25 protein-coding genes and 1 riboswitch are annotated in these 17,587 nt (G+C 42.8%); of the genes, 3 read left to right on the forward strand and 22 right to left on the reverse strand.

Annotated features, from left to right (window positions below; translation table 11 throughout):
* Positions 1–8: 8 nt before the first annotated feature.
* Positions 9–95: riboswitch (glycine riboswitch) on the reverse strand.
* The 8 genes from KFV11_RS06515 to comGA form a co-directional block, all read right to left on the reverse strand.
* On the reverse strand, positions 85–588 hold the full coding sequence (locus KFV11_RS06515) for a shikimate kinase (RefSeq protein WP_254249523.1): 504 nt from the start codon (positions 586–588) through the stop codon (positions 85–87). It overlaps the preceding riboswitch by 11 nt.
* A 1-nt stretch (position 589) precedes the next feature.
* Positions 590–766 carry a hypothetical protein gene (locus KFV11_RS06520; protein ID WP_170234528.1) on the reverse strand — a complete coding sequence of 59 codons (177 nt, stop codon included), beginning with the start codon at positions 764–766 and terminating at the stop codon, positions 590–592.
* The gene (locus tag KFV11_RS06525) at positions 744–1,211 is read right to left on the reverse strand and encodes a ComGF family competence protein (RefSeq protein ID WP_149458579.1); all 468 of its coding nucleotides are present in this window, start codon (positions 1,209–1,211) and stop codon (positions 744–746) included. Before KFV11_RS06525 ends, KFV11_RS06520 begins: the two co-directional genes overlap by 23 nt.
* On the reverse strand, positions 1,150–1,392 hold the full coding sequence (locus tag KFV11_RS06530; RefSeq protein ID WP_254249524.1) for a hypothetical protein: 243 nt from the start codon (positions 1,390–1,392) through the stop codon (positions 1,150–1,152). The genes KFV11_RS06525 and KFV11_RS06530 overlap by 62 nt, the downstream gene beginning before the upstream one ends.
* Positions 1,379–1,825, reverse strand: a complete 447-nt coding sequence (locus tag KFV11_RS06535; RefSeq protein ID WP_149458577.1) for a hypothetical protein — start codon at positions 1,823–1,825, stop codon at positions 1,379–1,381. Before KFV11_RS06535 ends, KFV11_RS06530 begins: the two co-directional genes overlap by 14 nt.
* On the reverse strand, positions 1,800–2,135 hold the full coding sequence (gene comGC, locus KFV11_RS06540; protein WP_149458576.1) for a competence type IV pilus major pilin ComGC: 336 nt from the start codon (positions 2,133–2,135) through the stop codon (positions 1,800–1,802). Before comGC ends, KFV11_RS06535 begins: the two co-directional genes overlap by 26 nt.
* Before the next feature lie 13 nt (positions 2,136–2,148).
* Positions 2,149–3,183 (reverse strand): competence type IV pilus assembly protein ComGB, encoded by a 1,035-nt coding sequence (gene comGB, locus KFV11_RS06545; protein ID WP_254249525.1) that lies wholly within the window; start codon positions 3,181–3,183, stop codon positions 2,149–2,151.
* Positions 3,167–4,144: a competence type IV pilus ATPase ComGA gene (gene comGA / locus KFV11_RS06550; RefSeq protein WP_149458574.1), complete on the reverse strand. Its 978-nt coding sequence runs from the start codon at positions 4,142–4,144 to the stop codon at positions 3,167–3,169. Before comGA ends, comGB begins: the two co-directional genes overlap by 17 nt.
* Before the next feature lie 199 nt (positions 4,145–4,343).
* Here comGA and KFV11_RS06555 point away from each other — a divergent pair, with 199 nt between their 5' ends.
* Entirely contained in the window at positions 4,344–4,595 is a 252-nt protein-coding gene (locus tag KFV11_RS06555) for a DUF2626 domain-containing protein (RefSeq protein ID WP_149458573.1), read from the forward strand.
* 30 nt (positions 4,596–4,625) lie between these two features.
* Here KFV11_RS06555 and KFV11_RS06560 read toward each other — a convergent pair whose 3' ends face one another.
* Positions 4,626–5,255, reverse strand: a complete 630-nt coding sequence (locus KFV11_RS06560) for an MBL fold metallo-hydrolase (RefSeq protein ID WP_149458572.1) — start codon at positions 5,253–5,255, stop codon at positions 4,626–4,628.
* Between the two features lie 96 nt (positions 5,256–5,351).
* Between KFV11_RS06560 and KFV11_RS06565 the strand changes: the two genes are divergently transcribed.
* On the forward strand, positions 5,352–5,591 hold the full coding sequence (locus KFV11_RS06565) for a DUF2759 family protein (protein ID WP_149458571.1): 240 nt from the start codon (positions 5,352–5,354) through the stop codon (positions 5,589–5,591).
* Positions 5,592–5,616: 25 nt separating this feature from the next.
* On the opposite strand, the gene KFV11_RS06570 is transcribed toward KFV11_RS06565, so the two are convergent.
* The 13 genes from KFV11_RS06570 to KFV11_RS06630 form a co-directional block, all read right to left on the reverse strand.
* The gene (locus tag KFV11_RS06570; protein ID WP_254249526.1) at positions 5,617–5,928 is read right to left on the reverse strand and encodes an MTH1187 family thiamine-binding protein; all 312 of its coding nucleotides are present in this window, start codon (positions 5,926–5,928) and stop codon (positions 5,617–5,619) included.
* 9 nt (positions 5,929–5,937) lie between these two features.
* Entirely contained in the window at positions 5,938–6,897 is a 960-nt protein-coding gene (locus KFV11_RS06575; protein WP_149458569.1) for an ROK family glucokinase, read from the reverse strand.
* Positions 6,894–7,085, reverse strand: a complete 192-nt coding sequence (locus KFV11_RS06580; RefSeq protein ID WP_149458568.1) for a YqgQ family protein — start codon at positions 7,083–7,085, stop codon at positions 6,894–6,896. Before KFV11_RS06580 ends, KFV11_RS06575 begins: the two co-directional genes overlap by 4 nt.
* 1 nt (position 7,086) lies before the next feature.
* Positions 7,087–8,523: a rhomboid family intramembrane serine protease gene (locus tag KFV11_RS06585; protein WP_254249527.1), complete on the reverse strand. Its 1,437-nt coding sequence runs from the start codon at positions 8,521–8,523 to the stop codon at positions 7,087–7,089.
* A complete protein-coding gene (locus KFV11_RS06590) occupies positions 8,520–9,068 on the reverse strand; it encodes a 5-formyltetrahydrofolate cyclo-ligase (RefSeq protein ID WP_170234527.1) in 549 nt (182 codons plus the stop codon). The genes KFV11_RS06585 and KFV11_RS06590 overlap by 4 nt, the downstream gene beginning before the upstream one ends.
* Before the next feature lie 87 nt (positions 9,069–9,155).
* The gene (gene rpmG / locus KFV11_RS06595) at positions 9,156–9,305 is read right to left on the reverse strand and encodes a 50S ribosomal protein L33 (RefSeq protein ID WP_133442739.1); all 150 of its coding nucleotides are present in this window, start codon (positions 9,303–9,305) and stop codon (positions 9,156–9,158) included.
* A gap of 72 nt (positions 9,306–9,377) precedes the next feature.
* Positions 9,378–10,019 carry a phosphate signaling complex protein PhoU gene (gene phoU / locus KFV11_RS06600; protein ID WP_254249528.1) on the reverse strand — a complete coding sequence of 214 codons (642 nt, stop codon included), beginning with the start codon at positions 10,017–10,019 and terminating at the stop codon, positions 9,378–9,380.
* Position 10,020: 1 nt separating this feature from the next.
* A complete protein-coding gene (gene pstB, locus KFV11_RS06605) occupies positions 10,021–10,860 on the reverse strand; it encodes a phosphate ABC transporter ATP-binding protein PstB (RefSeq protein WP_254249529.1) in 840 nt (279 codons plus the stop codon).
* A gap of 21 nt (positions 10,861–10,881) precedes the next feature.
* Positions 10,882–11,775, reverse strand: coding sequence for a phosphate ABC transporter permease PstA (gene pstA, locus KFV11_RS06610; protein ID WP_149458563.1), 894 nt, complete (start codon positions 11,773–11,775; stop codon positions 10,882–10,884).
* A gap of 1 nt (position 11,776) precedes the next feature.
* Complete coding sequence (pstC, locus tag KFV11_RS06615) at positions 11,777–12,679, reverse strand: phosphate ABC transporter permease subunit PstC (protein ID WP_425463253.1); 903 nt, start codon at positions 12,677–12,679, stop codon at positions 11,777–11,779.
* A 93-nt stretch (positions 12,680–12,772) separates the two neighbouring features.
* Complete coding sequence (locus KFV11_RS06620; protein ID WP_254249530.1) at positions 12,773–13,747, reverse strand: PstS family phosphate ABC transporter substrate-binding protein; 975 nt, start codon at positions 13,745–13,747, stop codon at positions 12,773–12,775.
* A 174-nt stretch (positions 13,748–13,921) separates the two neighbouring features.
* The gene (locus KFV11_RS06625; RefSeq protein WP_149458560.1) at positions 13,922–15,985 is read right to left on the reverse strand and encodes a peptidoglycan D,D-transpeptidase FtsI family protein; all 2,064 of its coding nucleotides are present in this window, start codon (positions 15,983–15,985) and stop codon (positions 13,922–13,924) included.
* Positions 15,986–16,086: 101 nt separating this feature from the next.
* Complete coding sequence (locus KFV11_RS06630; protein ID WP_149458559.1) at positions 16,087–16,689, reverse strand: superoxide dismutase; 603 nt, start codon at positions 16,687–16,689, stop codon at positions 16,087–16,089.
* A 140-nt stretch (positions 16,690–16,829) separates the two neighbouring features.
* On the opposite strand from KFV11_RS06630, the gene KFV11_RS06635 reads away from it, so the two are divergent.
* On the forward strand, positions 16,830–17,564 hold the full coding sequence (locus KFV11_RS06635) for a DUF1189 family protein (protein ID WP_170234525.1): 735 nt from the start codon (positions 16,830–16,832) through the stop codon (positions 17,562–17,564).
* The last annotated feature ends 23 nt before the right edge of the window (positions 17,565–17,587 follow it).

The raw sequence follows: 17,587 nt of genomic DNA on the forward strand, positions 1-17,587 counted from the left end.
CAGGTAAGCGTCCGAGTGATATCCTTTTGCCTGAGAGTTTCACGTTAGTTTGCCCCTTCGGCGATGATATTATCATTCTCTCTATCACTGTTCTTCCGCTGTTATATATTGTTTAATATATGAGATGCATGCATCTATAGTATCTTCACTATCGACTTTTATGAATGCGATTTCATTATATCGTGAACACCGTGAGATATACAACTGTTTAATGGAAGAATAGGATCGGGAAGCTGCATTAGGGCGTGCAGAATCACCAACAATCCTATTATACATTGTATTAATGTTCGTATCTACCCAAATATTAAGTTTATTTTTATTTAGCATTTCAATATTGTTCGTATTTTCAACAATACCGCCACCGGTCGCGATGATGTAATTGCCATCGATAAATTTTTTGAGCGCGGCCGCTTCGAGCGCTCTGAAGGCAGACTCACCATGCTGTGCGAAAATTTCACTGATGGCCATCTGCTCCTCGTCTTCAATATATGTATCAATATCAATAAACGGCAGATTTAATTCTGCCGCCAGTCGTTGTCCTAATGTAGTTTTCCCTGCGCCCATAAAACCTACTAGTGTAATCGCCAAGTCAATGCTCCTTTAGTTCCTGGATAATCCGGTTATAGTAATAGTCTTCGATATTATCGATTGAATTCAGTTTGATCATATATCTTACACTATAACTACTGACGTAAAAAATAACAATCATCAGCAGGATCAGTGCAAAAGGAAACATCATCCCTTCATGTGATTTGAACGATCTCATTTTTGACTCTCCTCGCATCATGCCATTTAACCGCTAAAAAAATATGGCCGCTCTGTTCATAGAAGCGTGCCTGTCTGACCTGTTCAAGCAGGATGACATAGCCCGTCTGATTGAGTGTCCTGACGATTCTGCCTTGATGATACATATAGCTGTAGCGCTTCCCTGATGCGGTGTCTTTTGCCGCAAGATCGCCGTCTATGACAGTCACTTCTTTACCTTCTATCTCACTGAGTATATCTCTCAGACAAAGCTCAAAGTTAATATCATAGTTGTCAGAAGCAATCGATTGAAACATCTTGATATTCTGGATGATCAGCGGAAATAACGCGCAAATGACCAGCGCTATACTGAAATTCAGCAGCATCTCAAGAAGTGTAAAGGCATCATCTCCTCTGAATGCACACTGTCTCAGAATCTTTGCGGCATAGTGCGCCTCCTTGTTCAATAACGTCTCCTCCCGATTTCACATAGACATAAAATTCACGGTAATCTTCCAGTTCCTTAGTTGATACCGCATACGTGCTATTCATCTGATGCAGAAGCGGAATCAGCACTGCACAGATCAATGTAATAATGGAAAGGCTGAGTATAGCATCGATAAGCAGAAATGCATCATCCCTGTACAATTCTGACCCTCCCTCTAACAAGCTGAAAGATAAGTTCAAATCGTTTATTATTGACAAAATAAGTCACTGTCGCCCCGTGATTGATGCTGTCACCCGAAAAGGTGATGGCAGACGCATTACGGCTGTTACCTGTGTATATATAGCCGTTCCTAAGACGATAGCTCGTCTTTATGCCGAGTTTGGACGAAGATATATTAATGGCTGTCTGACCAGGCAGAAACTCGAGCGTGACCGACTGCCCCGTCGACAGCGCAAGTGTCTGATAATAAGTCACTACCGCCAGCAGCTCATTATTGACTTCAGCTACGTCAGCCTGCTTGTAGTCAAACGGATGATAGCTCATCATATGAATCATGATGAGCATCATCAACATCACAAGCAGCATTTCAATGTAACTGAACGCCGAATTACTTGCCGGCTGTCGCTTCGCCATTAACAATTGTAATCTGGCTGCCATTTTTACATGTGGTCTGATTGGATTTCAAAAATTCAGGTACCAGTTCCTGAATAGAAGCAGGCGTTGTCCCGTTCTGCAGTCTATAAGCCTCAATCTGCCCCTGCACCATCTTCACCTGGGCCTGACAGCCTGTCTGCTGAACATTATCGGTCTGTTTGGCGATATTTGGTATAATGACGATGATCAGCACCGAAATCACCAGCAGGACGAGCAGCATTTCAATCAAAGTAAATCCTTCATCACTTCTGAAAACTTTTTTAAAACCTTTCCTGATAAAGTTCAGCATTAATTTCTCTCCTTTATTGTATGCCGCTCATCATCTGCAGCATGGGCAGGATGATCACAAGATACAGGGTGATGATCAGCAGCCCGAGCGCTGAGAAGACAACCGGCTGAATCCACTTAATATATTTGAGTATCTGCATCTCAAATTTCTTGAAGATGTATTCCGAGTAATATTTGAGTTCGACATCCAGTTTGGAGTTCTTCTCCCCGTGCCTGATAAAGTTAATCATCGATTGTTCGAACAATCCGACGCTCTCTACCGCTTCCGGCAGTGATTGGCCTGCCATCAATGCCTGCTGAATCACGTTTCCGATGTGCTGCATGACGAGGTCCTTATCCTGACTTCTGAAAATCTCAATGATTTTAATCATCGCGATGCCATTGCCGAGGAAGAAAGACAGCTCAATACTGACCCGGTAAGTAATATATTTTCTGTAAAGGCTGTTGATCACCGGCACTTTCTTCAGGAGCCAGAGCTTCCTTCTGATAGCCGCCCGCTTAAAAAGGACGTAGTACATGATAAGCGCTATGACAAGGACCGCCGACCCGCCAAGCAGCAGCTTCGGCATAATAAAAAGCAGCGTAGTGAGGATTTGAAGTTCTTGTGATATTTCAATGCCCATCGAGTCATACATGTTCTGGAACTGAGGAAGAACTGTCTGATTGACGATAAGAATCAATGTGAAAAAAATAGCGAGCAGAATGAACGGATATTGAATCGTCTTCATAAAATGCTTCAGACTCTGGCGTTTCACTGTGCTGAATTGGTGGCACTGCACGAGCGTATCTTCCAGGTTGCCATATCGCTCACCAAAGTATACCTGCAGAATAATATTGGCTGGATAGCGCAGCAGTGAAATGATATCACTGAGTGATTCACCGCGCCGCAGCAGTTCCAGACATTCCTTCTTGATGCCCGGTGCCACGCCGTCATATTGACTGAACAGAAATTCAATGGCCTCATATTGGGTGAAACCGCTTCTTGTCAGTTCTGCAATCCGTATTAAGAAATCGTCCTGATAGTGCTTCAGCTTATTGGTTGACCACACGGAATTTCTCCAGTTCTTCAGTAGTAATCAGCTGCCCATCATGCAGCTGCTGTATTTGTGCAAGCAGCGGATTGAACGCCTGAAGCGGCTGACCGGCCAGCAGCTGATGGATATGCGCATTTGTCAATGTTTCGATAACGAGCTTTCGACTCCCGCCTGATTTGATCAGCCGCTGACTCGTGATGAGTTTGACCGACTGCTTCAGTTCGGAATGCCTGATTCCCATCTCAAGGAGACGTTCTACAGCGCCCGGCGTATCACTAGCATGCAGTGTTGACAGTACTAGGTGACCACTCAGACTCGCATTAATGACTTGTTTCGCTGTCAGCTCATCGCGGATCTCACCGATCATCACAATGTCAGGATCGCAGCGCAGGATCGCCTTGAACGAGTTCTGGAAGGTTATTTCAGCTTTCTCGTTCACACTGATCTGAATGGTATCCTCCAGTATTTGTTCTACCGGGTCTTCAATCGTTATGATCTGCCGATTCAGCGTCTGTCTGGCGTGCGCCAGCAGATTATACATCAATGTACTTTTTCCGCTGCCAGTTGGACCAGTGATTAAAATCAGACCATGAGACAGCTTCATCGTTTCATACAGTATTTCAGTGTTGTCAATGAGCCGGCTTGTAAATTGTGCCTTTAAAATTCTCAGCACAGCCGCTTCTGTCCCTATTGACTGAGGTAAAGTAGACACTCTGACATGAAACTGCTGGTCTTCATGGATGATAGCGACAACACCGCTCTGTGCCTTCTTTTTGTCCGCAACATCGAGCCGCGAGACGAACTTCAAATAAGCGAGTATACGCTCATAGTGATGAAGCTCCAGTGTCTGCACAAAATGCATCTCTCCGTCAATACGCTGTTTCAGCTGGACGGCCTCACGGCAAGGAATAAAATGAATATCAGAGGCATTGCTATCAATACTGCTTTTAATGATCTGATTAACTATTTGCTCCATATCTCCCTCCTTAATTAAGTAATCGAAACGATTCAGCAGAAATTTTTTTACAGGGGAAAAAACGCCTAAGTAAATTTATTTATCTTTATTTGTATAATAATCTTCAAGATAATGGGTATTAAAAATTAGGTTTACATCTGTATGATGTATCTTTATAATAATAGGTGATATTAAGAGTTTTTGGAGAGGAGAACATCAAATGGATAAAGTCTACAAAACTTTAGGATTCTGGACTGCCATCTTCGCAGTTATGTTCTATGTCGGCCATATGGAAATGATGGCATTTGTATTTTTAGCTCAAACAGGCTTCTTCGTTCTTTTAGGATATATGAATCTATCAGAAAGAATGTATATGTATATCTTTGCGGCTTACCTTGTTGTATGCTTCGTTGGTTTCACATATTATTCAACATTCCTGCTGGAACCCGCTTTCGGTTTACATCACGAATAAAAAAACCTTCCTCTTTGCGAGGAAGGTTTTTTAATAGCCGTTGACGTATGGATTATGATCCATCTCATGACCAATCGTCGTCTTTGGCCCATGACCGGGATAGATGACAGTTGCTTCATCCAGTGAAAACAACACTTCAGTGATACTGTGCATTAACGACTGCAGATTACCGTCTTTCAGATCGGTGCGGCCGATGCCTTCATTGAACAGTGTATCGCCGACGACAGCGAAATCATCGAAAACGTACGTCAGACTGCCCGGAGAATGGCCCGGTGTCTCCATCACTTGAAAGTCGAATGATTTCACATGGCGCTGACCTTTCGCAATGATCTTCGGCTCCTGTCTGATGACGATTTCCGGAATACCGTATCTGCTGAACTTTTGGGAGCCATTGAATGCTGAGTTGGACAGCCAGTACTTCTCTTTATCCGAGACATATACCGGAACATCGAATTTCCTGCATAAATCATCCACTGCACCTATATGATCAAAATGAGTATGGGTCAGTAAAATTCCAGCGACCGGCTTGTTGACGGCTACCAGCTGATTGATGATCTTCTCCGCTTCAGCACCGGGGTCAATGACCAGCACTTCCTCATCATTTTCGACGATATAGCAGTTGGTTTCCAGCATCCCGAGACTCATTGCATGTAGTTTCATTATGAACTACCTCCTTATAAAATTACCCTCGACAAATGTCACTATTAATTATACAATAATCAGTGATAATAAAAGTACTATGTTGGGGGTTATGCTATGCCATTTATCAATACTGGCGAACTATTCGATTTATTCGGTACTAAAATTCATATCGGTGTTAATATCTTTGCATTATTGATGTTAGCTGTTGCTGTATTTGCCGTTTCAGGTTTAATCGGCGCAATCAAACAAAAGAATTTGTTAGGAATGCTCTTTGGTCTGATTGCTGCATTAGCATTTGGATTCTTCGCATTAGCGACAATCTTTACTTACGGCTATCCTATTTTGCACCACTAAAAAAGACGATTAACATCGTCTTTTTTTATTTTAAATGTTTATGGACTGAATCCAGCTTATCATTCATCTTCCTTTTTTTATCTCTTCGGTCATCGATTCTCAAATTCGTGCAGACACGCTGCACGCCTTTGTTGAACGGTGCTTCGTGAATTTCCTCCACGACTTTAAGCAGCACCGGCAGGTCCCCTTCAATCAGCGTACTCATCGGCGTCAACTGAAAATCAATAAGTCCCTGTCCCTTTTTCTCCTGCAGAATCTTCTGGACATCTGCCACGTATTCACTCACGCTGATTGATTTACCGTCCAGCGGTATAATGACAACATCTATAATAGCCATGTTTAACCCTCACTTCACATATTGTTTGATTAAAGCTGCTGCACCTATCATGCCTGCATCATTGCCCAGCTGTGCTGTGACAATTTTAGTGCCTTCAGCGGCCGGGCTGAAAGTCATCTCCTGATAACGCTCCTCAATATGGTCAATCAGAAAATCACCTGCTTTAGATACACCACCGCCGATAATGATATATTCAGGATTAGTCATCACACTGATGACACTCAGAGCATAGGCAATGTAATTGGACACTTTGCGGATGATATAGAGTGCAAACTCATCGCCTGCTTTAGCCGCATCGAACACTTGTTTAGCCTGCAGCGTTCCTGCCTCTAAATCGTCTTCAATAAGGGTGCTGAAGCGCAGTTCCTTGTAGTAGTAATGGGCAAGGTTAACGACCCCTGTCGCGCTTGCTACTGTCTCTAAACAGCCTTTATGACCACAGTTGCACTGGAAGCGCTCCTTAAAGTCGACTTTGAAATGGCCGAGTTCTCCTCCTGATCCGTTGTATCCATGGACAAGCTCATGATTGCTGATGATACCGCCGCCGACACCTGTGCCGAGTGTGATACACACTACATCCTTCGAACCACGGCCCGCTCCTCTGACCTGTTCGCCGAGCGAGGCAACATTCGCATCGTTATCAACAAAAACCGGTTTACCGCTTAACTGCTCATAGGCCTCACGAATATTTTTCCTGCCATGCCAGTTCAAGTTGATGGCACCGTTGACGACACCGTTGTCAAAATCAATAGGTCCAGGTATGCCAAGCCCTGTCCCTTTAACATCTTCCATACTATATCCTTTTAAACGGGCATTCCTGGCGAAGGATTCGTGAATATTGCGAAGGATATGACGGCCTTCCTCTTCTTTATTCGTCGGAATTTCCCACTTGTGGAGAATTTCCAGTGCCTCATTCATTACACCGAGCTTACAAGTTGTACCGCCGACATCAGCTGCTAGAATAATCATAGTTTCCCCATCTTCCTTTGATTTAAAATTAACCTTGCCTGGATATACTCTTCGTTAGTAATCAAGAGCGTCTCATGCAGCGTCTTCAGTTCCTCATTCATCATCGCTATCGTATTCTGTTCGTCTTTAAAATACACAATCAGACCAAACTTCTTCAGCAGCTGCTGGACATCATAAAATGAATTCATATTAATTATCAAACACCTTTATCTCTTGATCTAATTGCCGATAGGCAGGATTGTCGCTTAATTTCATGGCTTTATTCAAATAGTTCTTTGCCCCCGGATAGTCATCCTGTGCCCGTCTTGCTAATGCCATCTGATAATTCAAGGACGGTGAATCCGGAAATTCTTTCAGTCCTTTTTTCCATACCGCTACAGCATCTGTCAGACTGCTGTTATTCGCTTTGACCAGTCCCGAGAGAATATAAGTCTGATCGTCCTCATACCCATTGGCCATCGTATCCTGCAAGATGGACTCAGCCTTCTCAAAATTTCCCTGCTCTATCAGCTGCTCTGCTTTCATGTTATAGATATGCTGTTCCTGCTGAGAAAAGATCGTTATCAACAGCAGAATCGTGAGCACTGCCGTACCGGTTGCAGCAAGGTAGAAATAACGGCGGTTCAACCGATAGACCGTTATAATAAGTGCGGCCAGGAACCCGCTGAACAAGCCGCCGAAATGCGCATAGTTATTGACTTCAGCAAATAAATTACTGATCAACAGGAACAGAATCGCTCCGATGATTGTCTGCCTGACAAACGACCGGTTAAACTTACCATTAAAGATAATATATGCGACTAATGCACCGAGAAGACCACTGATGCCTCCACTTGCCCCTGCTGAAATCGAGGAAGTATCGAAAGACAATGAGATCAAATTTCCAAAAATACCGGCTGTAAAATAGATGAGCAGAAAACGGTAAGACCCATATAAATATTCAATCAATCTGCCGAAAATATACAGCGACATCATATTAAACAGAAGATGCGTCACGTTGAAATGAAGAAATATCGAAGTGATCACCCGGAAATAATCGCCATGGACAAAGTTGAAATGAGTCAGTCCTCCGTGGTCGATCAGGCCGTCTCCTGTACTGCTCCGTCCCCATATGATTGTAAGGATAAAGACCACGATATTGATGAAGATCAGCGCAAAAGTCAACGGCGCAAATTTCACCATCGCCTGATTGATGAAATCAGTCTTTAACAGGCGGCTGCGGTAAGTATTCACTGACTGCGGTTTCGCTTTGAAATAACTGGTCTTCATATGGTAAAACATAGAAATATCCAGTGCATCAAGGTCCTCCTGCGACTGGGCAGCCGTTACTTTAACAAGCCTGTCTTCTGCACCAGAGGGCAGCTCCTGGTTGATCAAGACCAGTCTGATTTTCTGAGGGATGAAGGCCAGCTGCTGATTAAAGACATCGAGATTATCTTTCATCTTATCAATTAAAAAATTCAATGACTGTACATTCTGTTTGTCGCTGATGAAACGGATCAGCTCTTTCTTTGTTTTATGCTGCAGAATCACATCTGATTCTTCTTCATTGATATAGGCCAGCTCGTAGCCGGAATATTTAATGATGTGATAGATGGACTGCCACAACTGTTTATTACTAATCATAAACGCACTCCAGTCAATATTCTTTGTTCAGTGATAATCTGGTGAACGGGTTCATCGAATGATTCAGGAGCGATTTCAGCCAGCTGTCCTTCCAGGGCGAGGCTGACTGCTGTTCCCTTATAATCCGCAAGAAAGCGGTCATAATATCCGCCGCCGTAGCCAATCCGGTAACCTTTTAAGTCAAAGACCACACCCGGAACAATCAATAAATCCATCTCATTATTGATGTCACGCGCTCCAGTGACCATTAAAATGCCTTTTTCGTCTTCCTGCAGTTCATCGATTGATGAGAATTTAACAAAATCCATCGTTTTTTGATGATAATCACAGTGCGGCACATAGACCGATTTCCCCTGGACGAGGGCGAACTTAATAATCTCATAAGTATTGATTTCATGGGTCATACTTAATGTTATGCCGATTGAGGATGCCTTGTGCCATGCATCGAGCTGGAACAGCTTCCTCATCAACAGGACTTCCTGCTTATACTTAGCTGTTTCTTTCAAAAATTTGAGTTTCTCCTGCCGCATACTCTTTTTATCCATCCCAACCACCTCATCCATATTATACATGATTTACAGGTAAAGCTTAAAGATGTAAAAAAAGCAGACACATAAGTGTCTGCCAACGCATTATTTAGTTTCTCGGTGTAAAGTTTGTTTGTTATCACGTGAACAGAATTTGTTCATCTCGATACGTTCTGGGTTATTACGTTTATTTTTCTTAGTAATGTAGTTTCTTTCACCACATTCTGTACATGCTAAAGTTACGTTAACGCGCATTATATTCCCTCCTTACTCATTGTTTCCATACGACCTTTTAATAATAACACCAATTTAACAGGATTTCCAGCGTTATTTAAGAAATTTATCGTAACGGTCGCCAGTAATGAAGTAATAAATATTTTCGGCGATATTTGTAATATGGTCGCCGATCCGTTCGAGATAACGTGCCGCTAGATGTGCCTGACCTGATATGAAAGGGTCGTTATCGATTAAATAGGTCGTATTGACAATCTCTTTATATAAATCATCAATGTCCTGATCTCTATCGATGACTTCTTTAGTCAGATTGACATCTTTCTGCTGGAAGGCATCTCTTAAATCATACAGCATCAGTAAGCTTAATTTCCCCATAGTTTTAAGGCGGGATAATACCACGGTGTCCTCAAATTTAACGCGGCGGCGGATTTTTGCAAGATTACCTGCATTATCACCCATCCGTTCAAGCTCAGAAGCAATTTTAATGCTGGCCATAATGATTCTTAAATCAGTCGCTATCGGCTGCTGCTTCGTAATTAACCTGATCACCTGCTCATTGATAGCATTCTCCATATCATTGATGACAAGGTCATGTTTGATAAGCTCTCTTACTTCCTGAACATCTTCACAGTTTAAAACGTCAAGTGAACGTTCAATCACGTGATAAACTTCTTCGGCGAGTTTGATGACAGACTCAATCAAATCGTTTAACGATTCTTCGTATTTTTCTCTCATATCAACCGAAACGTCCAGAGATATAGCGTTCTGTCTGCTCATCAGCAGGGTTAGAGAAAATCTTGTCGGTCGTATCAAACTCATTGACGTAACCATTCAGGAAGAAAGCTGTTTTGTCAGAAATACGAGCCGCCTGCTGCATATTGTGCGTGACGATGATGATGGAATAATCATTCTTGATTTCCTGTACAAGTTCTTCAACTTTTAATGTTGAGATCGGGTCAAGTGCTGAGGTCGGTTCATCCATTAAGATGACATCCGGTTCAATTGCCAGACAGCGTGCAATACAAATACGCTGCTGCTGTCCACCTGATAAGCCATAAGCATTCTGGTTAAGACGATCTTTTGTTTCATCCCAGATGGCTGCGCCGCGCAATGATTTCTCAACGATTTCATCAAGAATCTTCTTGTCGGTAATGCCATGGATTCTAGGGCCATAAGTGATATTGTCATAAATTGATTTCGGAAACGGATTCGGCTTCTGGAAAACCATGCCGACACGCGTTCTCAAATACTCCACTTTATAATTGCGATCAAAAATATTATCACCGCGGTAAAGGATTTCTCCTGACGTCTTGACGCCCGGTACAAGTTCAATCATTCGGTTCAGTGTTTTGATATACGTTGATTTACCACAGCCGGACGGCCCGATAATCGCTGTCACTTCATTTTCCACAATATCGAGGTTGATATTTTTCAGCGCATGGTTCTCACCATACCATAGGTCAAGATTTTTTGTCTGATAAACGATTTTATCGCTAACCTGATGGTCTGGTGCCTGTCTTTCCAAAGATGGTGATACTGATACGTTCGGTTGTGTTGCAACTGCTTGTTTCATCATAAGACCCCTCTCAAAATGAGATTAAAATTTTTTCTGATATTTGTTACGAATATAAATCGCAATGGAGTTCATGGCGATAAGTAAGATCAACAGCACGATAATCGCTGCTGAAGATAAATACTGGAACTCTTGTTTAGGAAGTTTAGCCCATGTATAGATCTGCATCGGCAGTGCCTGGAAACGGTCCATAATGTTATCCGGTGTTTTCAGGAAGATAGTCGGGATCCCGATAACGACGAGCGGTGCTGTTTCACCGATTGCACGCGATAAAGCAAGGATAGTACCCGTCAGTATTCCCGGGATGGAGGCCGGTAGCACGACATTTGTAATGGTCTGCCATTTTGTGCCGCCAAGGCCGAGACTCGCCTCCCTAATAGCGCCCGGCACTGCACGGATAGCTTCCTGACTAGAGACAATGATGACCGGCAGGATCATCAGGGACATCGTCAATGCCGCAGCAATGACTGATTTTCCTAATGACAGCGAATCAATCCCTGCCCCGCGGACAAACAAGGTCAGTCCAAGCAGTCCGAATACGACAGAAGGAACGCCCGCTAAGTTAGAGATATTGATTCTGACAAATCTGGTGAACCAGTTGTCTTTTGAGTATTCTTCCATATAGATGGCTGTACCTACTCCGAGAACTACAGCGATAGGCGCAATAGTCATCATCAGCCATAACGTACCGATCAATGCACCTTTAATGCCGGCTTTCTCGGGTGTGGTCGATGAAAAGTTCTCAAAGAATGCAGGTGTCAGCCAGCCGGCACCTTTACGGATGATATCGTAAAGCAGAATAGCCAGCACAATTAAGCCGATCATGGTGCACAGGAAGAACACACCTTTAATGATGTTGTTCTTCGACAGCCTGCCTGAGAGGTTGGATTCAACTTTCTTCTGATCAATTAACTGCATATTAATACTCCTCTCTAAAGCGGCGTGTCACCCATTGCGAAATAAAGTTCATAATTAACGTGAAGACGAACAATGTGAAACCGACCGCATAAATACTATAGTAAATATCGGTGCCGAATGTGGCGTCTCCTGTGGCTACCTGGACAATGAATCCAGTCATCGTCTGAATGGAATTCGTCAGGCTGAGCGATGAATCGGGGCTGCTCCCTGCTGCTAAAGCGACAATCATCGTCTCACCGATTGCCCGCGAAATCGCAAGAACGATCGAAGCGAGAATACCAGATAAAGCAGCTGGAAAAACAACTTTCAAAGCGACTTCCAGTTTTGTTGAACCGAGACCGAGCGCGCCTTCTCGAATGGCCTGAGGCACTGCGCTCATCGCGTCTTCACTTAAACTTGCAATCATCGGAATGACCATGATACCTATGACAAGTCCAGGGCTGACAGAGTTGAAACTCCCTAGATCAGTCCAGAACGTCCGAAGTAACGGTGTTACAAATGTCAATGCAAAAAAGCCATAGACAATTGTCGGAATACCGGCAAGAATCTCAAGAATCGGCTTCACGATTCTTCTTGTTGTATCACTGGCGTATTCGCTTAAATACAATGCTGCGCCGAGGCCGACCGGTACTGCGAATAAAGTCGCGATAAAAGTTACTTTCAATGTGCCGAGGATCAAGGAATAAATTCCATATTTAGGCTGCTGGCCAAAAGCATTCCAATCTTTTTCCAGGAAGAACTGTGAAAATGAGACTCTTGAGAAAAAAGTCACAGTTTCAGTTAATAAAGTAATCAAAATACCTATTGTCGTTAAAATAGATACAGATGCGATAATCAGAAGGATGGCCGGGATCAGCCTTTCAACAAAACCCCTTGAGCCCTTCCCCTGATTCTGCTGAATCATTTGCTGTACTGAAATTTTATCCTTCATGTTTAGACTCCTTCATTTTAAAAAAGGGACGAACGAGTTCGCCCCTCATCATATCAATGAATTTACTTATTTTACTGCATCAAGTTTTTTCATATCTTCTTTATATTCTGCATCTTCTAATGGCACATAGCCTGAATCTTTAGATGCTTTAGGTGCTTTTTCTAAAGTGTATTTAATGAACTCTTTAAAAGCGTCGTTCTTTTTCAGCGAATCATTTTTAGCGTAGATGAATAATGGTCGGCTAAGTGGATAAGTTCCATCTTTAACTGTTGCTTCTGTAGCTTCAACAGGTGTTTTTTCTTCTTTACCTTGAATTTTAACCGCTTTTAAGCTGTCTTTGTTTTCTTGGTAGAAGTTGTAGCCGAAGAATCCGATACCATTTTTGTTGTCTTTTACTGAAGAAACGATGACGTTTGTATCAGCATTTTTCTCAGCTTTGATCTCACCTTTGTCTAATACTGCTTCACTGAAGAAGTCATAAGTACCGTGAGACTGGTCAGGAGAGAAAGCTTTGATTTCTTCAGCAGGGAAGTCACTGCGTACGTCTTTCCAAGTCTTCGCTTTACCGCTGTAGATTTTAGCTAGTTCGTCGAATGTTAAGTAGTCAACGAAGTTGTTGTCTTTATTTACTGCAACAGTTAAACCGTCAGTTGCAAGTTTGAATTCTGTATAATCAATGTTTGCTTTTTTAAGTGCTGCTTTTTCTTCGTCTTTAATTTCACGAGATGCGTTAGAGAAGTCTGTTTCGCCAGCGATGAATTTTTCGAAACCACCGCCTGTACCTGATGTACCGACAGATACTGTTACATCTGGATATTCAGCTTGGAACTCTTCATTGATTTTTTCAATGATCGGTGCAACAGTTGTTGAGCCGTCGCCGTTTACTTCGCCTTTAACGCTTTTAGTTTCAGTAGATTTTGTATCGCTGCTGTCCGCCTTTTTATCTTCAGTTTTGCTGCTCTGACCTGCGCCACCACAAGCTCCTAAAAATAATGCAGTACCTAATACAGTTGTAGAACCTACTAATTGCCATTTTTTCATTTTCAAGTTTCCTCCCGTATGTAGACAGAAAATATATATCGTTTTCTTACAACACTTACTTTACATGACCATTGTTAATTAAAAATGAAAGTAATGTAAATTTTGTGTAAAGAAAAAAGCGTCCCAAACAAACGGGGCGCTTTACGCTCTAAACTGTAGATTGTATTAAACATATTATGGGGTCGCTGTCTTATGAGCCTGGTCCTGAAAATAAGCATTGATGATATCACGACCAAGATCTCCGCCTGGCAGCCACGGCGGTGGTACCGGCTGATTCGTATAAATAATCGAGAAGCTCATCTGCGGATTTTTTTCCGGAGCATAACCGATATAAGTAGAGTTAACTCTTGATTCACCATCCTGGAAGACTTCGGCGGTTCCTGTTTTACCGGCTGATCTCACGACGGTATTGTTGAAACTTGCATATCCAGTACCTTCTACCCGATTAAATACCATGTCAAACCCGGCTTTCACTTCATCAATCTCTTTCTGTGAGTTAGTGATGCGGTTAAGCACTTTTCCGGCAAATACTTTTTTCACGGCTCCTAACCGATCTGTCTTTGAAGGTTCTCTGATTTCTTTTACTAAATGCGACTGGATGCGATAGCCGTTATTAGCGATTGTAGAAATATACTGAGACAGCTGCAGCGGCGTATACGTATCATACTGACCGATTGCAAGATCCAAGTAATTCCCCGGGTTATCTTTCAGCACGCCGGTCTGTCCTGCCACTTCATTCGGCAGGTCAATTCCTGTCTTGACGCCAAGACCGAACTGATTCATTCCTTTGCGGAGCTTCAGTCCTGCTTCAGTAATATCTGACGGCAGCTGCATATTATCCTTATAAGCGGCGCCCGCTATCTTCAAAGCTGTTTTAAACATATAGACGTTTGATGAATGCATTAACGCTTCTTTATCAGAAATCAGCACTTTACTGTTCTGGTTGAAATAAGAATGTTTAGTCAGTCCACCTTGAAACTTCAGCGGTTCATCAATCATTTTCTCACCGACGGATATGGCGCCCGTTTTGTAGCCTGTCAGCAGTGTCGCCCCTTTGACAGAAGAGCCGACTGCATACTGCGAAGTGAATGTTCCGTAATGATAATCCGTAATTCTGCCGTTTTTATCGATCTGTCTGCCTGCCAGGGCAAGAATGTCACCATTGTTCGGGTCCTGCACAACTACAAGCACTTTATCCATATCTTTAGCACCTTGTGACCGTAAAATAGCAATATGCTTATCGACAAACGCCTCAACTTTTTTCTGCAGGTCGATGTCGATGGTCAGTATTAAATCATTCCCGCGCGATCCTTCATCAATAACTTTCGTATTAATGATCTTGCCGGATTTATCAGTGATGTAGCGCATTTTCTTTTTCTTGCCGCGCAGTACGTTCTCATATTGAAACTCAAGGTAGCTCTGGCCGACCCGGTCATTTCTTGAATAACCTTTAGCCAGATAGTAATCCACCAGGTCTTTCGGCAGTCCTTCTTCTTTCGATGACACCTGGCCGAACATCGTTTTCAGCGTTTTACCGTATATATACTTTCTGTCCCAGTCCATCGATGTATCAATGCCGGGCATTTTTGACAGGTTTTGCGAGACAAGGGCGTATTCCTTTTCGGTCACATGATTATTTTTAATGGTCTGCGGGCTGAGCTGACTTCCCGATGACATTTCCCGGTATATAGCTGCCACTTCCCGTTCTTCAGGAGACAACTGAGCCGTATATTTCGGAGTGAGTTTCTTATACAGGGCTGCATCGAATTCATCCTGCGTCATCATGCCCTGCTCAAACATCTTATAGTTTTTAGCCATCAGCTGATTGACTTCTTCTTTGCGGGTGAGTATGAAATAATCCTGCTTATCTCTCGTCGTCAATGCATCAGTCGGCATTTGAATATATTCAGCCAGTTTCTTCGCTGTATCGAGCATTTCTTTCGTTGTGGTCATCCGACCGCGTGTGTAAGTGATAGATTTTTTTGACACATTATCGACTAGTAATTTTCCGTTGCGGTCATAAATCCTTCCGCGTGGCACTGATTCGTTCACTTCAATATTTTCGTTGTTATCCACTGCTTTTTTATAGGATTCACCATTAGCTATCTGCAAATAACCGAGTCTGAGCACCAGCACAGTCAATAGCGCCATCACAGCAATAAAGATGACATTGATTCTGCGGTCCGTCAGCCGCTTCTGCTTCAGTTCGTTTGTTTCCTGTTTCAATCGTCTCAACAGTTGAACCTCTTTTCACACGTTATTTACTTATCATATATGAAACGTCGGCTGATTTCTACTGTTGCAGCCATAAAAAAAAGAGGCCGTAGCCTCCTGCTTAATTATTTTGCTGCTGCATATAATTCGTTGACTTTATCCCAGTTCACTACATTCCAGAATGCGTTAATGTAGTCAGGACGTTTGTTCTGATAGTTTAAGTAGTAAGCATGCTCCCAGACATCGAGACCTAAAATAGGAGTCTTGCCTTCCATCAGCGGGTTGTCCTGATTAGGAGTAGAAACTACTTCAAGCTCACCATTGTTAACGACTAACCATGCCCAGCCTGAACCGAAACGTTTAGTCGCAGCATCAGCAAATGCCTGCTGGAATGCTTCGAATGAACCGAACTTCGCATTGATCGCTTCAGCTACTTCACCTGTAGGTGCGCCACCATCTTTTGACAATAGCTGCCAGAATAATGAGTGATTGTAGTGACCGCCGCCGTTATTGCGTACAGCTGTCTGTTTGTCTTCAGGTACTGAATTAATATTAGTCATCAGTTCTTCGATTGATTGGCTTTCAAACTCTGTTCCAGCTAACGCTGCGTTCAAGTTAGTGACGTAAGTGTTGTGATGCTTTGTATGATGGATCTCCATCGTTTCTTTGTCGATATGTGGTTCTAAAGCATCATAAGCATAAGGTAACTTTGGTAATTCAAATGCCATAATTGTTCATCCTCCTCTGAATTGTTTACTTTTTAATTTTAACAACCTTTTGCACGCGGCTCAACTAGTTTGCTTTTTTATCCGAAAAAAATAGATAGCCATGCCGGATTATGATACAGTGCATGATGGAGGGACAATCAATGAACAAATATACAATCGCACTCAATCGATTATTGACACCGAAAAAATATCCTTTATATAGAACGACTCCGCTCAGATATGTATTCCTGCATCTGCTGCTCATCTCACTTTTAATGTCAGCGCCCGGTCTTACAAACAGCTACTTGTCCATTTCATCGTTTTCCCAGCTTGTTCAGGAAAAAGAGCGTGATATCCCTGATTTTCAAATGGTGGATCATCAGCTGGAGCTGCCGGATGACCGTGAGCAGACCATTCCGCTGAAAGGAGGCACTATTACGTTCACCGAACAGCGCTCAGGCCGGTCATCAGATATTGTGACATTCACAAAAGATAAGCTGTATATTCAGTCGATTGCTCCTATTACTTACAGCAGCCTGAATATGATGGATGATAAAACGTCGATGATCAAGCAGATGAAGATTTATACCCAGTCATCATTTTTCTATTTCCTGCTGATCGCTCTCGTCCTTATCATCGTCCAGCTGACCATCACCATCATCAAGGTATCATGTGTCAGTTTAGCTGCACATGGTTTAGCAAGCATCGCCCGTCGCAAATCGCGGTTCATGAACTGGTTCAAAATCACAGCCTTTTTACTGACGGTGCCTGCACTCGTTCAGTATATGAACCTTTTAGTTCCGAATGCTTTATTCAATCCTTTGTCTTGGTGTATAATGATTTTACTTGTTAGTATTGCCGGCTGGTATTTACCACGAAAAAAGACAGGCAAATAATATAATCCAAGAAGGAGCCATCA

This window comes from Macrococcus equipercicus (assembly GCF_024205945.1).
GTDB classification, from domain to species: Bacteria; Bacillota; Bacilli; order Staphylococcales; family Staphylococcaceae; genus Macrococcus; species Macrococcus equipercicus.

What these genes read in the sequence shown, in the direction of transcription:
- KFV11_RS06635 (WP_170234525.1), top strand. Translation starts at nt 16,830, where the DNA reads ATGAACAAATATACAATCGCACTCAATCGATTATTGACACCGAAAAAA.
- KFV11_RS06580 (WP_149458568.1), bottom strand. Translation starts at nt 7,085, where the DNA reads ATGAATTCATTTTATGATGTCCAGCAGCTGCTGAAGAAGTTTGGTCTG.
- KFV11_RS06535 (WP_149458577.1), bottom strand. Translation starts at nt 1,825, where the DNA reads ATGGCGAAGCGACAGCCGGCAAGTAATTCGGCGTTCAGTTACATTGAA.
- KFV11_RS06575 (WP_149458569.1), bottom strand. Translation starts at nt 6,897, where the DNA reads ATGATTATTCTAGCAGCTGATGTCGGCGGTACAACTTGTAAGCTCGGT.
- KFV11_RS06560 (WP_149458572.1), bottom strand. Translation starts at nt 5,255, where the DNA reads ATGAAACTACATGCAATGAGTCTCGGGATGCTGGAAACCAACTGCTAT.
- KFV11_RS06585 (WP_254249527.1), bottom strand. Translation starts at nt 8,523, where the DNA reads ATGATTAGTAATAAACAGTTGTGGCAGTCCATCTATCACATCATTAAA.
- KFV11_RS06630 (WP_149458559.1), bottom strand. Translation starts at nt 16,689, where the DNA reads ATGGCATTTGAATTACCAAAGTTACCTTATGCTTATGATGCTTTAGAA.
- KFV11_RS06590 (WP_170234527.1), bottom strand. Translation starts at nt 9,068, where the DNA reads ATGGATAAAAAGAGTATGCGGCAGGAGAAACTCAAATTTTTGAAAGAA.
- pstC (WP_425463253.1), bottom strand. Translation starts at nt 12,679, where the DNA reads ATGATTCAGCAGAATCAGGGGAAGGGCTCAAGGGGTTTTGTTGAAAGG.
- pstA (WP_149458563.1), bottom strand. Translation starts at nt 11,775, where the DNA reads ATGCAGTTAATTGATCAGAAGAAAGTTGAATCCAACCTCTCAGGCAGG.
- phoU (WP_254249528.1), bottom strand. Translation starts at nt 10,019, where the DNA reads ATGAGAGAAAAATACGAAGAATCGTTAAACGATTTGATTGAGTCTGTC.
- pstB (WP_254249529.1), bottom strand. Translation starts at nt 10,860, where the DNA reads ATGATGAAACAAGCAGTTGCAACACAACCGAACGTATCAGTATCACCA.
- comGC (WP_149458576.1), bottom strand. Translation starts at nt 2,135, where the DNA reads ATGCTGAACTTTATCAGGAAAGGTTTTAAAAAAGTTTTCAGAAGTGAT.
- comGA (WP_149458574.1), bottom strand. Translation starts at nt 4,144, where the DNA reads ATGGAGCAAATAGTTAATCAGATCATTAAAAGCAGTATTGATAGCAAT.
- KFV11_RS06565 (WP_149458571.1), top strand. Translation starts at nt 5,352, where the DNA reads ATGCCATTTATCAATACTGGCGAACTATTCGATTTATTCGGTACTAAA.
- KFV11_RS06555 (WP_149458573.1), top strand. Translation starts at nt 4,344, where the DNA reads ATGGATAAAGTCTACAAAACTTTAGGATTCTGGACTGCCATCTTCGCA.
- KFV11_RS06520 (WP_170234528.1), bottom strand. Translation starts at nt 766, where the DNA reads ATGAGATCGTTCAAATCACATGAAGGGATGATGTTTCCTTTTGCACTG.
- KFV11_RS06570 (WP_254249526.1), bottom strand. Translation starts at nt 5,928, where the DNA reads ATGGCTATTATAGATGTTGTCATTATACCGCTGGACGGTAAATCAATC.
- rpmG (WP_133442739.1), bottom strand. Translation starts at nt 9,305, where the DNA reads ATGCGCGTTAACGTAACTTTAGCATGTACAGAATGTGGTGAAAGAAAC.
- KFV11_RS06620 (WP_254249530.1), bottom strand. Translation starts at nt 13,747, where the DNA reads ATGAAAAAATGGCAATTAGTAGGTTCTACAACTGTATTAGGTACTGCA.